Below are 17,781 nucleotides of genomic sequence, written 5' to 3'. Positions count from 1 at the left end.
ATCCCCATTATCCATTAAAAATCCGAAATAATAAAAACCCGAAAAAAGCGCCTTTCGGGCGCTTTTTTGGGTTCAAACCCGCTTTTATCGCGGTCAGCCCGCCGAAACGGGCTTTCCATCGATTGTGAGAGCGCCGTCAGTCGCAGAAACCTTCACGCCTTCACCATCATGGATGCTCCCCTCAAGCAGCAGGCTGGCCAGCGGGTTCTGCAGGCTACGCTGGATGACGCGCTTGAGCGGGCGGGCACCATAGACAGGATCGTATCCTTCTGCGGCCAGCCATTCGGTTCCCTTCTCGTCCAGTTCCAGGTCGATCTTGCGATCTTCCAGCAGCTTCTGGAGACGGCTGATCTGGATTTTGACGATCCGGTCCATGTCCTTCCGCTGCAGACGGGAGAACAGGATGATCTCGTCCAGACGGTTCAGGAACTCCGGCCGGAAGTGATTGCGCACCACCTGCATAACCTGCGGACGGACCTCATCCACGGATTCACCGTCCGGCAGATTGGCCAGAACGTCAGATCCAAGATTGCTGGTCAGCACGATGATCGTATTGCGGAAGTCCACCACACGCCCCTGCCCGTCTGTCAGACGTCCATCATCAAGCACCTGAAGCAGGATGTTGAAGATGTCCTCATGGGCCTTCTCCACCTCGTCAAACAGGATCACCTGATAAGGACGACGACGAACAGCCTCGGTCAGCACACCGCCTTCATCGTAACCGACATATCCCGGAGGCGCACCGATCAGACGGGAGACCGCGTGCTTCTCCATGAACTCGCTCATGTCGATCCGCAGCAGAGCTTTCTCGTCATCGAACAGGAACTGCGCCAGAGCTTTGGTGAGCTCGGTCTTGCCAACGCCCGTCGGGCCGAGGAACAGGAACGAACCGATCGGACGGTTCGGATCCTGAAGACCGGCACGGGCCCGGCGGACGGCGTTCGACACGGCCACAAGGGCCTGCTCCTGCCCGACGACACGATCACGCAGCGTGTCTTCCATGCGGATCAGCTTGGCGCGCTCGCCTTCAAGCATCCGGTCCACCGGCACACCGGTCCAGCGGGAAACAATCGCAGCTACCCCTTGATCGGTCACGGTATCAGCGAACAGACCGCTCTTCGACGAGGCGTCCTCTTCTTCCTGAGCCTTGGCGATCTGGGTCTCAAGGTTCGGGATCAGGCCGTACATGAGCTCAGACGCCTTGCCGAGATTGCCCTGACGCTGCGCCACTTCAACATCGGAACGCGCTGTATCGAGCTGTTCTTTCAGCTTCTGGATCGCATTCACACGATCCTTTTCAGCATGCCATTCGGCACCCATTGCATCGGACTGCTCTTCCAGATCGGCCAGTTCTGCTTCCAGCGCGACCAGACGGTCCTTCGAAGCCGTGTCGTCTTCCTTGCGGATGGCCTCCCGCTCGATCTTGAGCTGGATGATGCGGCGGTCGAGTTCGTCCAGCGCTTCGGGCTTGCTGTCGATCTGCATCCGCAGACGGCTGGCAGCCTCGTCGATCAGATCAATCGCCTTGTCCGGCAGGAAGCGGTCCGTGATGTAGCGGTTGGAGAGGGTCGCGGCCGCGACGATGGCGTTGTCCGTAATGCGGACGCCATGATGCAGTTCGTACTTCTCCTTGATGCCACGCAGGATCGAGATCGTGTCGGCCACAGTGGGCTCACCCACGAAGACCGGCTGGAAACGACGGGCCAGAGCCGCGTCCTTCTCGATATACTTGCGGTATTCGTCGAGCGTCGTCGCACCCACGCAATGCAGCGTGCCGCGTGCGAGTTCCGGCTTGATGAGGTTGGACGCGTCCATCGCACCATCGGACCGGCCGGCGCCGACAAGCGTGTGCATTTCGTCAATGAAGAGAATGATCTCGCCTTCAGCCGTCTCGATTTCCTTGAGAACAGCCTTCAGACGCTCCTCGAACTCACCGCGATATTTCGCACCAGCAATCAGCGCGCCCATGTCGAGCGACATCAGCTTCTTGTTGCGCAGGGCCTCGGGCACGTCACCATTGACAATCCGCTGTGCGAGACCTTCAACAATGGCCGTCTTGCCCACACCCGGCTCACCGATCAGGACCGGGTTGTTCTTGCTGCGACGCGCCAGGACCTGAATGGTCCGGCGGATTTCCTCGTCACGGCCAATAACCGGATCAAGTTTGCCAGCCTGCGCCACAGCCGTGACGTCACGAGCATATTTCTTCAGGGCGTCGAACGTGTTTTCCGCAGATGCGCTCGTGACGGTGCGCCCTTTGCGGATTTCCGCAACAGCACGTTCCAGAGCAGCCGCGCTGGCCTTGCCGTCCACAAGCGCCTTGCCCGCGGGCGTATTGCTGGACGCAATTGCGACGAGCAGACGATCCTGAGCGACATGACTGTCGCCCGCGACTTTCGCAGCGGATTCCGCGCCGTCCAGCAGACGGGCAAGATCCGGCGTCATCTGGGGCTGACCGGCACCGGCGCCCTGCACTTTCGGCAGCTTGGCGAGAGCGGCATCATTGGCGGTCTGAACCACCTTCGGATCGCCACCCGCCGCGCGGATCAGACCGGAGGCCGCGCCCTGTTCATCGTCCAGCAGAGCCTTGAGCAGATGCTCCGGCGTCAGCTGCTGGTTGTAGTCCCGAAGCGCAATGGTCTGTGCGGCCTGAAGAAAGCCCTGGCTGCGTTCGGTGAAATTCTGAATGTCCATAATCTAAAGTCCTCGTATGCCCCATTGCGGCAGCATTGATGTTCTTGGCCGCCCCCTAAGGCAGCGGCCTGTGACTAATATTTAGGCAGTCATTTTTTCGTTTCAAGAGCCTCACGATGACGTTTTGCGGGCCCCTGCAACACAAGGTCTGCTTTGGAAAGACGGTCGAACGCATTCCGGTTCTGGTGCCAGTACGGATAGATCAGATCAGGTGCACTCACATCGTCAAGCCTACGGACCTGCTCCTGCGTCAGACGGAGCGAGGCGGCAGCGAGATTGTCCAGAAGCTGGCTTTCCTTGCGCGCACCCAGAACCAGCGACGTGATCCCCGGCTTGTGCAGCGTCCAGGCCAGAGCCACGCGGGCGGCGGAGACGCTGTGCTCTTCCGCGATCTGCACCAGAACCTCGACTGTATCGTAGAGCTTTTTCAGATCCCGGACTTCCGGCTCCGGCCAGCCCGAAATCCGGCGGGAATCTTCCGGGGCCGTTTTGCCGCGACGGTACTTCCCCGTCAGCAGGCCACAGGCCAGCGGGCTCCAGACCTGAACGCCCAGCCCCTGATCCACGGCCAGCGGCAGAAGTTCATATTCGGCATCCCGCGCTTCAAGGGAATAATAGAGCTGCTGGCTGACCGGGGTGATCAACCGGTCCCGCTCGGCAGCGCCCAGCAGTTTCATGGCCTGCCAGCCTGCAAAATTGGAAATCCCGGCATAACGGATCTTGCCCTGATCGCGCAGGGTCTGAAGCGCCTCAAGCGTTTCCTCAACCGGCGTCAGGCCGTCCCATTCATGCAGATAATAAAGATCAATGTGATCCCGCCCCAACCGGCGCAGGCTGTCTTCGCAGGCATTGAGAATGTGATGGCGTGACAGGCCCTGTTCGTTCGGCCCCTTCCCCGTCGGGAAACGGACCTTTGTGGTGACGAGCAGTTCGCGGCTGCGTCCCTGAAGAACGCGGCCAAGGATTTCTTCTGCTTCACCGCCGGAATAGGCATCGGCCGTATCAAACATGTTCACGCCATGCTCGACGCAGAGATCCACCATCCGCGTGGCTTCGGCGACATCCACCTTGCCCGTGGCGGCAAAACTGCCCTGCCCGCCGAACGTGACCGATCCGAAATTGAGTGCTGAAATCTTGAGGCCCGAGCGACCAAGCTGACGATACTGCATATCCATCAGGCTCCTTCTTGCTGAGACATACCGTGATGCAGAACACCTGAGCCCCGGATCGGTCCCGCTAAAAACGCCCCCGCTCCCGAAAACGTGAGACGGTCGCGTCACCCTTTCCAGAAACCCTTGTTCACAAACGGCGCCCCGGTCCATGATCGACGTCAAAATCCTGCCCGTTGTTATCCTTGCGGAGATGCCATGCTGTCCCCTTCCCTGCCGCTTTCCCTGCGCCGAACCCTTCTCGCCTGTGCCGTCCTGTTTCCGATGGTGTCAGCCAGTGCCCTTCAGGCCGCCGATCCCGCGGCCTGCATGCTCGATCTCGCCAAGACCCGGAACGGAACGCTTGGCCTGCCGAACCATGCGGAAGTCACGCCGGACGGTCACTCCGTCCTGTTCCTGCGCTCGGGACCGTTCGACACACATCTGCATCTCTACCGCTACGACCTGCCGGACCACGCGATTCATGAACTGGCCGCACCGGCATCGGGGCCGGAACATCTGTCGGTCGAGGAGAAGGCCCGGCGCGAACGGGCGCGCCAGAGCATGTCCGGCATCACCGACTACCAGATGAGCGAGGACGGCGGCACGGTTCTCGCCTCACAGGGTGGGCAGCTCGAACGCATTGCCACGGATGACGGTCGCGTCACGCCGGTCGAGGGTCAGTGGATCGCCCCGCGCCTCTCGCCAGATGGGCTCAGCCTCGCCGCCGTGCGGGATAATGACCTTTATAGTGTCGATCTGGTCAGCGGACGTGAAACACGCCTGACGACCGGGGGCAGCGACACTCTGAGCCATGGCCTCGCCGAATTTGCCGCCGCCGAAGAACTGGAACGCGCGGACGGTGCCTGGTGGTCTCCCGACAGCAAGACCATCCTGTTCGAGGAAGCCGATAACAGCGACGTCGAAAAGCACTACATCACCAACCCCGAAGCCCCCCAGGCCGAACCGGTCACTTTCCGCTATCCCCGCGCCGGGACGAACAACGCCAAAACGCGCTTTGGCCTCGTAGACGCAAAAGGCGGCCCGGTCCGCTGGATTTCCTGGGACCACGACGCATGGCCCTATCTCGGTCGCGTGGTCTGGCGGAAAAATGGTCCGCTCGCCATCGTGCTGCTCAATCGTGCCCAGACGCAGGAACAGCTTCTCACGATCGACCCCGCAACCGGCACCACCCATCTCCTTCTGGAACAGTCCGACCCGGCCTGGATCGAGTTGGACCCGCGTGCCGCGTCCGGCGGCCACAACCTTCCCGTCTTTCTTGACAATAATGCCGGATTTCTCTGGGCCGCAGACCGGGGCAAAGACTGGCAGCTCGAACTCCATACCCCGGACGGAAAGCTCGAGCGCATCCTGACGCCGCCCGGCCTGTCCTATATCGCCCTCAACGATTACGACGCCGAACACAACACCCTCACAGCCACCGTCCGCGCCAACCGGCTGGACAACGAGATCGTGCATATCGACCTGAAAACCGGAGCCGTCACGCCGTTCGTGACGGAACGCGGCATTCACAATGTCCACCTCACGAATGGGACGCACACGGCCATGGTGGACACGTTCGCCAGTGCCGCCGGCACGCGCCAGACGATGGTGCGGGATACGGCAGGCCATGTCGTGGCAACACTTCCGGGTGTGGCACAGGCCCCGAAACTCCCAGTCCATGCCGAGTTCACGACTGCAGGCCCGCGTGATCTGGACGCAGCGATCATCCGGCCGGAGAATTTCAGCGCCTCAAAACGCTATCCGGTCGTGCTGTCCGTCTATGCCGGGCCGGGCTCCAAGATGGTGCACGACACGCCGACATCCTATCTTGATGACCAGTGCCTCGCCAATCAGGGCTATATCGTCGTCACGCTCGACGGGCGTGGAACGCCGGGGCGCGATCATGATTTCGAGCGCGCCATCAAGGGCAACCTGATCGATCTGCCGCTTCAGGATCAGGTGGACGGGCTTCAGGCGCTCGGCAAACGTCATCATGAAATGGATCTCTCCCGCGTTGGCGTGCATGGCTGGTCCTTTGGCGGCTATTTCACCGCCATGGCGACCATTCGCCGACCGGATGTGTTCAAGGTCGGCGTGGCTGGCGCACCGCCGGTTGATTTCGCGGATTACGATACGGCCTATACCGAGCGTTATCTCGGCACCCCGCAGGACGACCCGGAAGGCTATCGCAAGAGCAACGTCCTGACCTATGCCGACACCCTGAAACAGCCCCTGCTGCTCATGCATGGCATCACGGACGACAACGTCTATTTCGAAAATACCATGAAGCTGACGCAGGCCCTGCTCCATGCGGGCAAGCCTTACGACCTGCTTCTGCTGCCGGGCACCCATATGCTGCCCGATCCTGTCATCCGCGCCAGGGTGGCCCAGAGACGGGTGCAGTTCCTGAGCACGGTTCTTCAGCCCGGAAAATAATGCCGAAACAAAAAAGGGGGCCGGATCGCGTGATCCGCCCCTTTTTTTTCAGGTTATTTTTTAGTGGGACAGATCCGTCACCATCACCATCATCGCATCAATGGCAGGGCGGATGGAGGCCACGGGTGTACGTTCGTTCAGGCCATGCATGAAGGATTCGGACGGTTTGATGAACAGCGGTGACATGCCGTAACTCGGCACGTGGTTGTAGCGGTACCACATGCTGTCGCTCGCACCGGAAGACATGCTGGGGAAGACCGGCATTCCGGGATAGACGCTGTGGATGCCATGTTCGACCGCCTTGACGAAATCCGCCCGCATCGGAGAGGCAGCGGTCTCGACGGAACCCGCCGTCACGTCCTCGACTGCCAAAGCCGGATCGGCAGCGGCGGCCTGAAGTTCCTTCGCAATCTCCGGGCGGGGATGTCCGGGGAAAATCCGGCAGTTGATATTGGCCGTCGCACGCTGAGGCAGCGCATTCAAAGCATGGCCGCCGTTGATCATGGTCACGACGCAGGTCGTCCCGATCCGTCCGATCAGGGCAGGATCGGCCGAGAGGGTCGCAATGGCCTTTTCATCGGTCGGGTCAGCCGCAAAGGCGCGCATGGCAGCCCCCGTCGCCGGAGCCTCCCACTGTGCAGCACTGACGAAATAGGCGCGTGTCAGATCGTTCAGCTCCGGCTTGAAACGATGCTGCTGGATCCGCAGCAGAGCAGCCGCCAGTTCATCAATCGCATTCACGGCGCGCGGTTCGGAGGAGTGGCCGCCGGGGTTGGTGATGGTCAGACGGTAATCCGCATAGGATTTCTCCGCACCTTCCCAGCTGAAATAGATCGGCTTTCCCGTCCGCTCGTCCAGAACGCCGTTGGCTCCATCGAGATTCAGCACCAGATCCGCATGATCGAGGAGTTTGGCGATCGCCTGACCGGTATTCATCTCGGTCTCCTCATCCCCGGAGAACGCGATGATGATATCGCGTCGCGGTCGATACCCCTCACGTTTGAGCTCCAGAAGAGACGCAATTCCGAGCGTATCGTCGAGCTTCATATCTGTGGAACCACGTCCCAGCAGATAGCCATTCACGATCTGGGGCTTGAACGGATCATGGGTCCAGTCAGACGCTTTGGCTTCAACCACGTCCATATGACCGGAAATCACCAGCGGCTTGAGGGACGGGTCGGTCCCGTGCCAGCGGGCAATCAGATAGGCCGTGTCACGATAGGGGGTGATGGTGATGTCGGAAAGCGCAAAGCCGCCCTGGACCAGAGCATCCCGAAACAGCGCCGCAACCTGTGGTGTCTGGTTCGCAGGCCCCTCGACCGATCTCAGGGCAATCGCCTTTTCCGCCAGAGACAGGGCCTGTGTCTCTGCCTGCGGATGGCTGGCGGGAGCGGCGAGCGCGCTTCCGGCCATCAGGCATGAGACAACAAATCCACAAACAGTTCCGCGCATCCGAACCTCCAGAATTGAATGCGCGACCGTAACTGTCAGGACGGAGTTTGCCTAGCGATGCCGCTCAGACGGCAATATCGTCGAACAGTTCCACGCCGGAGCGCACCGCCATGGCCTGCCGGTAGGCCTCGGCCTCAGCCGGGTAAGCCACGCCCCGGATCAGCGAGAGGCTGTGCAGATGCGCGAACAGATGGATATCGTCCGTGGAGAGCTCGCCATTCACGGCCTCGGGCGAACGGATCAGTGGCGCCAGATCTTTCAGCAATGCATTGAGCTGCGTCAGTTCTTCGGTCTTCTCTTCCAGAAGAGCGCTGAAAGCCCCGACGGAGGGCTCCTTGCGGCGGATAAATCCGGCGCGTGCGGATGTCGTTCCAAACTCTGGCAGCGGTGCGGCAGCGGCGCGCGGAAGGAACAGGCGATAGAGCGGCGCGGCTGCCTTCTGGAGCCATGCCGTAATCTCGGGGCGCGTGTCTCCCGTCAGGACGGACGTTCCAATCGCGTCAATATGCGTGACGATATCCATGCTCTCGGGCATGAAATGTCCGTTTTCCTCAAGGATGGGAACAACCTTGCGCCCCACCATGCGGACCGGACCGTCCACATCGTCATTGAGCAGGATGCGCTGCTCATAGGGAATTTTTTTGAGCCCGAAGATCATCCGCGCCTTGGTGCAAAACGGGCAGTGTTCGTAAATGTGGAGAATATAGGGTGCGCTCATGCTGCCTTCCTGTGTCTGACGGGTGCCCTCTCAGGCTTCTCCGACCGATGAAGAAAAAAGAAGCGGGTCGATCTCTATGGCGCCAAGAGCCTGTCGCCATTTCTTTGCATGGGCGGCGCCGAACACGATCTCATCACTTGCCGGCGCCACAAACCACGAACTGTCCCGCAGGATTTCCTGTTCAAGCTGCCCCGGTGCCCATGCGGCGTGTCCGAGGGCCAGCATTGCCTGTTTCGGTCCGTGTCCGTTGGCGATTTCGCGCAGGATATCCAGACTGGCGGTCAGGGTCGTATGCCCGTCAACGGCCAGACTGCCCTCCCCCGCCCAATCCGCCGAATGCAGGACAAAACCGCGTGAATGCTCGACCGGACCGCCCATGCACACGCCAATCCGGCGTTCGGGGGGGCTGGGCTCGATTCCGAGCTGCGTAAACAGATCGTCCAGCCCCGGCTGACCCAGGCGCTTGTTGACGATCAGCCCCATCGCCCCGTCCTGCTCCGAATGGGCGCAGAGATAGATCACGGTCCGTTCAAAAAACGTCTCCGCCAGTGCAGGCGCTGCCACAAGCAGCTGGCCCGTAAGGCCCGCCTCCCTGCCCATCGCCACAAGGGCAGGGTCCGTCAGGTTGTCATTCCGTCCATCGAGTGTTTTCTTCATGCCTGCCAACATGGGTGCATCCCTTCCTGTATTGCAAGCGTTTGCCTTCAGGAGTGTTAATGACATCCAATGTTACTGACCTGAGCTCACCACCCGCCCCCCCCCTACCCGCCCCTGCCGGGTGCGGACTGCCCGTCTGGAGATTGCCATGCCTCTCACCGTCCTCGTCACCGGCGCCACAGCAGGCTTCGGCCACGCCATTGCAACGCGCCTCGTCCGCGAAGGTCACCGTGTCATCGCCACCGGGCGCCGCAAGGAGCGGCTCGAGGCCCTCAAGGACGAACTGGGCGAGAGCGTTCTGCCCTTCACGCTCGACATGACCAACCGAGATGCCCTGCGTGCCCTGCCCGGCGCACTGCCCGAGGACTGGCAGGATATCGACGTTCTGGTGAACAATGCCGGTCTCGCCCTCGGCATGGAGCCCGCACAGGACGCCGAGCCCGACAACTGGGAATCCATGATCGCCACGAATGTTTCGGGCGTTGTCGAACTGACCCGTGCGCTTCTGCCGGGCATGGTCCAGCGCAATACGGGCTACATTATCGCTCTGGGCAGCACGGCCGGGACCTACCCCTATACCGGCGGCAACGTCTACGGTGCGACCAAGGCCTTCGTCCACCAGTTCACCCAGAACCTGCGGACAGACCTGCTTGGCACCCGCATCCGCGTGACCAATATCGAGCCCGGCCTGTGTGGGGGCAGCGAGTTCAGCAATGTGCGTCTGGGAGACGACACCAAGGCGGCTGCTGTCTACAAGGACACGACGCCGCTGACGCCCGAAGACATCGCCGGGACGGTCTCCTGGCTCATCGGTCTGCCGTGGCATGTGAATATCAATTATCTGGAAATGATGCCCGTCTGCCAGGCCTCGGGTGGTCTTGCGGTGAACCGTCATGTCGGTTGAAATCGGGCTTCCCCCCCAGCTTCGCATAACGGACGGCAAAAAATTCCGCCTGTCGTCCATTCCCACAAACGACACGCTTGGTCGCCAGAAGAACGAGTCCCGCACCCGCATCCGCGACTGCGTGGACCGGATGTCCCTCCTGCAGCAGCGCCTTGCGGCCTATGCGACGCATGGCATCCTCGTCGTGCTTCAGGGCATGGACACCGCCGGGAAGGACGGCGCGATCCGGCACGCTTTCTCGGGCCTGAATCCGCAGGGCGTGCATGTCACGTCCTTCAAGGCCCCTGCCGGAATCTCGACGCGCCATGACGATCTGTGGCGCATCCATCTCGCCGTCCCCTCGCGCGGCGAGATCGGCATCTTCAACCGCAGCCATTATGAAGACGTTCTGGTGGAACGCGTTCATCCGGACATGGTCCGGGCCCGCGGGCTCAATCCGGACCTTCCGGATTTCTGGGATCATCGTCTGGAGGATCTGCGGAACTTCGAAAGCTATCTGCACCGGCAGAACATCCTCGTGCTCAAGATTTTCCTGCATATTTCGCCAGAAGAACAGCGCCTGCGACTGCTCAAGCGGCTGGACCATCCGGAAAAACGCTGGAAATTCAGCCCTTCCGATCTGAAGGAACGTGATTACTGGCCGCAGTATACCGCCGCTTACGAAGAGGCCATCCGCGCGACTTCAACGCCCGAGTCCCCCTGGATCGTCATTCCCTCAGACCATAAGTGGCTCGCCCGCGTTCTGGTGGCCGAAACGCTGCTGGAGACGCTTGAAAGCCTGCATCTCAAGGAACCCGAACAGGAACTGTCCGACGCCCTCAGGGATGCCCAACAGGCACTGCTCAAAGGTGCGGCCAAGACCGTCTGATCCGGACCATGCAGATTTTCTCCCGTCTCAGACGCTTTCTGTCTCCCCCGGCCGCACCTTCCGGTCTGACGGAGATTGCCCGAAGCGTGACCGTGCTTGAAACCTGCCCCGTGCGGCCCGTCTCCTCGCCGGGCCTTTCCGAACTGCCCTATCCGGAGCGCAATCCGTTCCGGGACTGGACGAGCATGCCTGTCACGGTCCAGCACCATGCCCTGCGCAACGTCGTGCTGGACCAGCCCCTGATGACCCTGCTGCATGCAGGCCAACCCGTCTCCGAAACAGCCTATGTCCAGCCCCCGGATGCCCTCCGCGCCCTGACGCTACGCCCGGCCGACACGATCCGCTGCACGCCTTTCAAGGGCCTTACGGCAAGCTGCGTCGATCACTGGGCCTCGAACTATTATCACTGGGTCGCCCATACGATCCCGACCCTGCATGTCCTTTCCCTGCAGGGCAAAGCTGTCCGTCTTGTGCTGCCCGAACACATGCATCCCTGGCAGTTCGAGACGCTGGAGCTTTTCGGCCTGACATCCGACAGTCATATCCGCCTGCAACAGGGGCGCCAGTACGCGTTCAGGACGCTGGATTACATCACCTTCGTCAATGGCAGCGCGGATTTTGCCATCTCGGATGTCTCCCGCGCCGCCTATGCGCGCCTGCATGAGGCCGTGGGAGCCTCGGCCAAACCCGCGGGTCGGCGGCTTTATATCGAACGCGGAGCCTCGGCCAACCGGCATGTTCCCAACGAATCCGAACTGGCGGAGGAGCTGGAAAAACTTGGTTTTGAGCGCGTCCGTCCTGAAACCCTGTCCCTGACCGAACAGATCCGTCTGTTCAGCGAGGCCGAAATGGTTATGGGCATGCTCGGCGCCGGGATGGCCAATATCGCCTGGTGCCAGCCGGGAGCGCTCGTTTACGAACTCGTCCCATCCCATCACGTCAATCCGTGCTTCGCCGCCATGGCGACACAGGGCGGCCTCCGCTACTGGGCGGATGTCTTCCACACGGGTGCCGCGCAGGAAAACCATACGGACAATGCTTCGGTTCCGCTCCCCGTTCCAGACATCCTCGACCGTGCCCGGGATCTGATCGCCCGACTGCCCCAGCCCTGAACAAACAAAACCCCGCCGAAGACCTGCTCCAGCGGGGTTTCACATCATTCAGATCCCGAAAGACGGATCAGGAACGGCGCTTGCGGCTCGAACCATCGCCGCGCGGGCCTTCACCACCGGCTGCGGGCTTCGGGCGACCATAACCCGAACCGCCACGGCCCTTGTAGCCACCACCGGCGCCACCACCAGCACCGCCGCGCGGACCACCCTTGAAGCCGCCGCCACCCGGACGGCCACCGCCGCCAAAGCGCTTGCCTTCACCGGGGTTGCGACCACGGGGACCCATGCCGCCCGCAGGCGCTTCGGACGGCTCGATCGTCACTTCATCGGCTTCTGCACCGGCGAGGCAGGACTTGAAGCGAGCCACGCTCTCATCGGCGATCTGGAAATAGGTCTGTTCCTGATCAATGCGGATGCTGCCGATTTCGCGCTTCTGCACGCCACCCAGACGGCAGATCAGCGGGATCAGCCACTTCGGATCGGCGCGCTCGGTCCGGCCGACGCTCATCTTGAACCACTCGCCCGCCATGACGTGCTCTTCACGCGGCGCACGTTCACCACGCTCCGTGTGACGCGGGGCTTCGACGGACATCGGACGGATCTGCTCGACCTTCGGCAGACGCGCGCGGTACAGGCCCACCAGCGCAGCTGCCAGCTTCGTGGCGTCGTATTTCTCGGCGAGCTGGTTGACCAGTTCGTCGGACATGTCGTCCACGGCATTCGTCAGGATCGGATCGTCCATCAGACGGGTCTTGTCCTGCTCGGCAATCGCCGCAGCCGTCGGAACAGCTTCCCATTCCGCCTGGATCTTTGCCATCTGAAGCAGACGTTCAGCCTTGCGACGCTGGCTCACCGGAACCATCAGCACGCTGGTGCCCTTGCGGCCCGCACGGCCTGTCCGGCCCGAACGGTGCAGCAGGGTCTCGGCTGCCGTCGGGATGCTGGCGTGGATCACGAGGTTCAGGGCCGGGACGTCAATACCACGGGCCGCAACGTCGGTCGCAACACAGACGCGGGCCTGACCGGAACGCAGGCTCTCGATCGCACGGCTGCGCTCATTCTGACCCATCTCGCCAGAAATGGCGACGGATGCAAAACCACGCTCAAGCAGCGTTGCCTGAACCTGATTGACCATCATGCGGGTGTTGCAGAACACCATGGCGGTCGGGCTCTCGTAGAAACGGAGCACATTCACAAGCGAGCGCTCGATTTCCTGCGGCGGCGTGACAACGCAGCGATAGGTAATGTCGGAATGCTGCTTCGCACCCGAAACCGTGTCGATCCGCTCGGCATTTTTCTGGTAGCGACGCGCAAGGGACGCGATCTCGCGGGCGATCGTCGCGGAGAACAGCAGGGTGCGACGCTCCGTCGGAGCGGCGTCAAGAAGCTGCTCCAGCTCGTCACGGAAGCCCATGTCCAGCATTTCGTCGGCTTCGTCGAGGATGACGCAGCGCAGGGCGGACAGGTCGAGGGAGCCGCGCGACAGATGATCGCACAGACGGCCCGGCGTACCGACAACGATATGAACGCCGCGGCTCAGTTCGCGGGCTTCGCTACGGGCATCCGTGCCACCAATGCAGCTCGCGATGCGGGCACCGGTTTCGGCATAGAGCCATTTGAGTTCGGACTGGACCTGAAGCGCCAGCTCACGCGTCGGCGCGATCACGAGCGCCATGGGCTGAGGGGACGGCGGAAGGCGATCGGCATCTCCGAGAAGGGTCGGAGCGATGGCCAGGCCGAAGGCGACGGTCTTGCCCGACCCCGTCTGCGCGGAAACCAGCAGGTCGCGCTCGTCCAGCCCCGGCTGCAGAACAGCTTCCTGAACAGGAGTCAGCTGTTCGTAGCCACGTGCCTCAAGGGCGCGCTTAAGGGCAGGATGGGTATCGGGAAAAGGCATATTTTATGAACACTCGGCAAACGTCACGCCGACGACAGGATGCGGCGGCTGGAATGCCGCTGCATAAAGACTTCCGCTTCAAAATACCAGAAAGAACGTATGCCGAGGTTTTTCTTGTGTTTGCGCTTCAGGTTCTGGGCTTGCGGCCAATCACCGCATGAACCGTATCGCGCCATGCCGTCAGGTCTTCAGGGGGCACGACTTCACCCGTATCCAGCTCGGCCAGACCGGTGCGGGACATGAGAACACTCACCAGACGCACACGGTCCGCAGGCTCCAGCGCCTGCCAGATCGCAACCGCCTTCGCTGCATGGAACTGGTCGGAGAATGTCAGGATCAGCGGCGCACCGGGCTTGAGGACGCGCACGATTTCCATCAGCACAGCCAGAGGCTGCGTCAGATAGGCCAGCCCGTCGCACAGCGTCACGGCATCGAAACTGTCATCTTCAAAAGGCAGGATGGGCTCGTCATTGAGATCCTGCACAACCCGTTCACTCAGAACCGGATTGGCCTCCAGAGCCGCTTTCGCAACCCCCAGCCCGACCACACGCTGGAACTGTGCCTCGTCCGGATAATGGCTCAGCGCTCCGGCCATCAGATCCAGCACGGCGCCGCCGACCGGCAGAGCTGTCTGATACAGGGCCGTTACGGCTGTCTGCGCCCCCATGTCCATCAGCGAATCCGGGATGCGCTGCGCATGGAAAATCGTGTCAGGCTCGTTGTTCGCACGCGTGAACGCCGCGACGTGCATTCCTTCAAGCTGTTCCGGGCCGCTCATATCCACTCCTTCTGATCCAGCAGCGGAGATGAGGGCATGTTCCCCGTGCGTCAACCCGCGGGATGCTTTATGAGAGGGGCCATCATGAGCCTCTCCTTCACGAAAATGCACGGTCTGGGCAACGATTTCGTTGTGATCGACGCCCGTCAGAACGATCCCGCGCTCGACACCGCCACCATCCGCCATCTGTGCGACCGACGCTTCGGAATCGGCTGCGACCAGCTGGTTCTGCTCACACTACCGACCCTGACCGGTGCAGACGTGCATGTCCGTTTCTTCAATCCCGACGGCTCGGAAGCCGGAGCCTGCGGCAATGCCTCCCGCTGCGTGGTGAAATTCGTCGGCGGTGCGCCCACGCTCCAGACAGCCGCCGGTCTTCTCCCCACCGCGCGCGACGGCGATCTCGTCACGGTCGATATGGGTCTGCCCCACCTGGACTGGCAGGACGTGCCACTGTCGCAGGCCTGCGACACGCTGCATCTGCCGCTGCCCACGCCCCTTGACGCCGCGGCCTGCTCGATGGGCAATCCCCACGCCACGATCTTCGGCGATGCCTCCCGCGCGGAAGCACTGGGAGCAGGGCTCGAACAGAACGCCCTGTTCCCCGAACGCGCCAATATCGGTTTCGCCCAGATGCTTTCCCCAACCCATATGCGCCTGCGCGTCTGGGAGCGCGGGGCCGGCCTGACGCTGGCCTGCGGGTCCGGCGCCTGCGCTGCTGTCGTGAATGCCGTGCGTCGCGGCCTGACGGAGCGCACCTGCACCGTGACCATGGATGGCGGCGACCTGCACATCACCTGGCGCGCGGACGGCCATGTCCTCATGACAGGGCCCGCTGTCACGGTTTTCCACGGAACAACCGCGTGACCGCCTCCCTCCTGACCTTCGGGTGCCGCCTCAATGCGCATGAAAGCGACGGCATGGCCCATCATGCGCGCGGCCAGACCGACACCATCATCGTCAATACCTGCGCCGTGACGACCACCGCTGAACGGCAGGCACGGCAGGCCATTCGACGGGCGCATCGCGAAAATCCGGATGCAAAAATCGTCGTGACGGGCTGCGCCTCCGACATCGCACCGGATCGGTGGGCCGAACTGCCGGGCGTGGTTCGCGTCGTCCCTAACGAAGACAAGCTCAAACCCGCCATCTGGGGGGATAACGGTGCCGGCCTGCCACCTTCACGTCATGCCCGCGCCCTGCTTCAGGTCCAGCAGGGCTGCGATCACCGCTGCACGTTCTGCATCATCCCCTATGGCCGGGGCGATTCCCGCTCCACCCCAATGGAGGACGCCATCGCGCGCGCAGAGGCCCTTGTCGAAGCTGGTCATCAGGAAATCGTCCTGACCGGTGTGGACATTGCCTCCTGGCAAGGCACTGAAGGCAAGGGGCTGGGCACGTTGTGCCGTGAACTGCTGCGCAGTGTTGAAGGTGTCCGGCGGCTGCGCCTGTCGTCCATCGACCCTGTTCTTCTGGATGTAGAGACGGGGGATGCGGATCTGTGGTGGCTGCTGGAAAACGAGCCCCGCCTGATGCCACATCTGCACCTGTCCCTTCAGGCCGGGTCGGATCTTATTCTCAAGCGCATGAAACGCCGTCACGATACCGCGGGCGTTGCAGCCACGCTGCGTCGCGTCCGCTCCATGCGTCCGGAAACGGGTGTGGGCGCCGACCTGATCGCGGGGTTCCCTACGGAAACAGAGGCTCTGTTTGAAGAAACGCGCGCCTTCATCGAAGAGCAGCAGATCCCTTTCCTGCATGTCTTTCCCTACAGCGAACGCCCCGGCACCCCTGCGGCACGGATGCCAGTCGTTCCCAACGCCGAACGCCAGCAGCGCGCGGCCCGACTCCGCGATGTCGGCGAGAGGAACCGTGACAGTTTTCTCAAACGCCTCATCGGCACGGAATTCGATATTCTCGCCGAAACGCCCGATCGCGGCCATTCTCCCGAATTTGCTACCATCCGCCTCGTCGGCGACGCGCCCGCGCCGGTGCGGGGCAGTTTCGTTCCCGTCCGGGCCACCGGGTTGGAAAACGGGACACTTCTGGCGGAAATCCGCAGCTGAAACGCGTTCAGACCTTCCTGCACCCTTGACGTCCGGCCCGACCTGTCCGAACTCCCATGCATGGCTGGATTTTTCTCACGACTCAAACAGGGTCTTTCACGGTCGAGTTCGCGTCTCGGCTCCGTCTTCACCCATCGCAAGCTGGACGAAACGGCTCTTGAGGAACTCGAAGACGAACTGATCGCGGCAGACCTCGGCCCCGCCGTCGCCGAACGCGTGATCGAAAGCTTCCGGAGCACGCGCTTCGGCAAGGACGTGACCAGCGACGAAATCCGCGAAACCCTCGCGACCGAAATCGCCCGCGTTCTGGAGCCGGTTGCAGTTCCTTTCGAACCTGATCCGACGAAAAAGCCCCATGTCGTTCTGGTGGTCGGGGTCAATGGCGTCGGCAAGACCACGACCATCGGCAAGATGGCCCGCCTGTACACCGAAGAAGGCAAGTCCGTGATGCTGGTGGCCGGAGATACCTTCCGCGCCGCGGCCGTCGAGCAGCTCGAAGTCTGGGGCAAACGCGCCAATGTTCCGGTCATTGCCGGAAAGCACGGCGCCGATGCAGCGGGACTGGCCTATGACGGCCTCAAGCGCGCAACAGAAGCCGGAACCGACCTGCTCCTGATCGACACAGCCGGACGCCTGCACAACAAGGGTGCGCTGATGGAGGAGCTGGCCAAGGTCATCCGCGTCATGCGGAAATTTGACGAAACGGCACCGCACTCCGTGCTGCTGGTGCTGGATGCCACGACGGGTCAGAATGCCGTCGAACAGGTTCGCGTGTTCCGGGAACTGGTCAACGTGACCGGGCTGATCGTGACCAAGCTGGATGGCTCTGCCCGCGGTGGCATCGTCGTGGCCCTTGCGGAACAGTTCAAGCTGCCCGTCCATATGGTCGGCGTCGGGGAACAGGCCGAAGATCTTCGTCCCTTCTCGGCTCAGGACTATGCCAGAGGTCTGGTCGGTGGCGCGAACGACCTGGCCTCAAGACTGATGGAAACCCCGGGCGAAGACACATCCACCGCCGAATAAGACGTCAGACCCCGCTGACCTGCGA

General features: G+C 62.0%; 14 protein-coding genes. 7 read left to right on the top strand and 7 right to left on the bottom strand.

What is annotated here, in order from left to right:
• Positions 1–93: 93 nt before the first annotated feature.
• Positions 94–2,694, bottom strand: a complete 2,601-nt coding sequence (gene clpB, locus HK22_RS12945; protein ID WP_086649550.1) for an ATP-dependent chaperone ClpB — start codon at positions 2,692–2,694, stop codon at positions 94–96.
• 89 nt (positions 2,695–2,783) lie between these two features.
• A complete protein-coding gene (locus HK22_RS12940) occupies positions 2,784–3,863 on the bottom strand; it encodes an aldo/keto reductase (RefSeq protein WP_086649553.1) in 1,080 nt (359 codons plus the stop codon).
• Positions 3,864–4,061: 198 nt separating this feature from the next.
• On the opposite strand from HK22_RS12940, the gene HK22_RS12935 reads away from it, so the two are divergent.
• Positions 4,062–6,281, top strand: coding sequence for a S9 family peptidase (locus HK22_RS12935; RefSeq protein WP_086649549.1), 2,220 nt, complete (start codon positions 4,062–4,064; stop codon positions 6,279–6,281).
• Positions 6,282–6,341: 60 nt separating this feature from the next.
• Here HK22_RS12935 and HK22_RS12930 read toward each other — a convergent pair whose 3' ends face one another.
• The 3 genes from HK22_RS12930 to HK22_RS12920 form a co-directional block, all read right to left on the bottom strand.
• Positions 6,342–7,733, bottom strand: a complete 1,392-nt coding sequence (locus tag HK22_RS12930) for a M20/M25/M40 family metallo-hydrolase (protein ID WP_086649548.1) — start codon at positions 7,731–7,733, stop codon at positions 6,342–6,344.
• 64 nt (positions 7,734–7,797) lie between these two features.
• Positions 7,798–8,451: a glutaredoxin 2 gene (gene grxB, locus HK22_RS12925; protein WP_086649547.1), complete on the bottom strand. Its 654-nt coding sequence runs from the start codon at positions 8,449–8,451 to the stop codon at positions 7,798–7,800.
• A gap of 30 nt (positions 8,452–8,481) precedes the next feature.
• On the bottom strand, positions 8,482–9,108 hold the full coding sequence (locus tag HK22_RS12920; RefSeq protein WP_086649552.1) for a YqgE/AlgH family protein: 627 nt from the start codon (positions 9,106–9,108) through the stop codon (positions 8,482–8,484).
• A 148-nt stretch (positions 9,109–9,256) separates the two neighbouring features.
• On the opposite strand from HK22_RS12920, the gene HK22_RS12915 reads away from it, so the two are divergent.
• Genes HK22_RS12915 through HK22_RS12905 form a run of 3 tightly spaced genes read left to right on the top strand, consistent with a single transcriptional unit; the run spans position 9,257 to position 11,992 of the window.
• Positions 9,257–10,012 carry an SDR family NAD(P)-dependent oxidoreductase gene (locus tag HK22_RS12915; RefSeq protein WP_062106864.1) on the top strand — a complete coding sequence of 252 codons (756 nt, stop codon included), beginning with the start codon at positions 9,257–9,259 and terminating at the stop codon, positions 10,010–10,012.
• Complete coding sequence (locus HK22_RS12910; protein WP_086649546.1) at positions 10,002–10,880, top strand: polyphosphate kinase 2 family protein; 879 nt, start codon at positions 10,002–10,004, stop codon at positions 10,878–10,880. The genes HK22_RS12915 and HK22_RS12910 overlap by 11 nt, the downstream gene beginning before the upstream one ends.
• Positions 10,881–10,888: 8 nt before the next feature.
• The gene (locus HK22_RS12905) at positions 10,889–11,992 is read left to right on the top strand and encodes a DUF563 domain-containing protein (RefSeq protein ID WP_086649545.1); all 1,104 of its coding nucleotides are present in this window, start codon (positions 10,889–10,891) and stop codon (positions 11,990–11,992) included.
• Positions 11,993–12,059: 67 nt separating this feature from the next.
• Here the strand turns inward: HK22_RS12905 and HK22_RS12900 are convergent, their stop codons facing one another.
• The gene (locus tag HK22_RS12900; RefSeq protein ID WP_062106860.1) at positions 12,060–13,889 is read right to left on the bottom strand and encodes a DEAD/DEAH box helicase; all 1,830 of its coding nucleotides are present in this window, start codon (positions 13,887–13,889) and stop codon (positions 12,060–12,062) included.
• 127 nt (positions 13,890–14,016) lie between these two features.
• Positions 14,017–14,667, bottom strand: coding sequence for a class I SAM-dependent methyltransferase (locus HK22_RS12895; RefSeq protein ID WP_197460356.1), 651 nt, complete (start codon positions 14,665–14,667; stop codon positions 14,017–14,019).
• 84 nt (positions 14,668–14,751) lie between these two features.
• On the opposite strand from HK22_RS12895, the gene dapF reads away from it, so the two are divergent.
• The 3 genes from dapF to ftsY are packed head-to-tail and all read left to right on the top strand — an operon-like array spanning position 14,752 to position 17,756.
• A complete protein-coding gene (gene dapF / locus HK22_RS12890; RefSeq protein WP_077803940.1) occupies positions 14,752–15,534 on the top strand; it encodes a diaminopimelate epimerase in 783 nt (260 codons plus the stop codon).
• Positions 15,531–16,733, top strand: coding sequence for a MiaB/RimO family radical SAM methylthiotransferase (locus HK22_RS12885; RefSeq protein ID WP_086649544.1), 1,203 nt, complete (start codon positions 15,531–15,533; stop codon positions 16,731–16,733). The genes dapF and HK22_RS12885 overlap by 4 nt, the downstream gene beginning before the upstream one ends.
• A gap of 60 nt (positions 16,734–16,793) precedes the next feature.
• Positions 16,794–17,756 carry a signal recognition particle-docking protein FtsY gene (ftsY, locus tag HK22_RS12880; protein ID WP_062106856.1) on the top strand — a complete coding sequence of 321 codons (963 nt, stop codon included), beginning with the start codon at positions 16,794–16,796 and terminating at the stop codon, positions 17,754–17,756.
• Positions 17,757–17,781 lie beyond the last annotated feature (25 nt).

The organism is Gluconobacter sp. DsW_056 (assembly GCF_002153595.1).
In the GTDB taxonomy this organism is placed as follows: domain Bacteria; phylum Pseudomonadota; class Alphaproteobacteria; order Acetobacterales; family Acetobacteraceae; genus Gluconobacter; species Gluconobacter albidus.
This window is presented reverse-complemented; position numbering and strand designations above follow the sequence as displayed.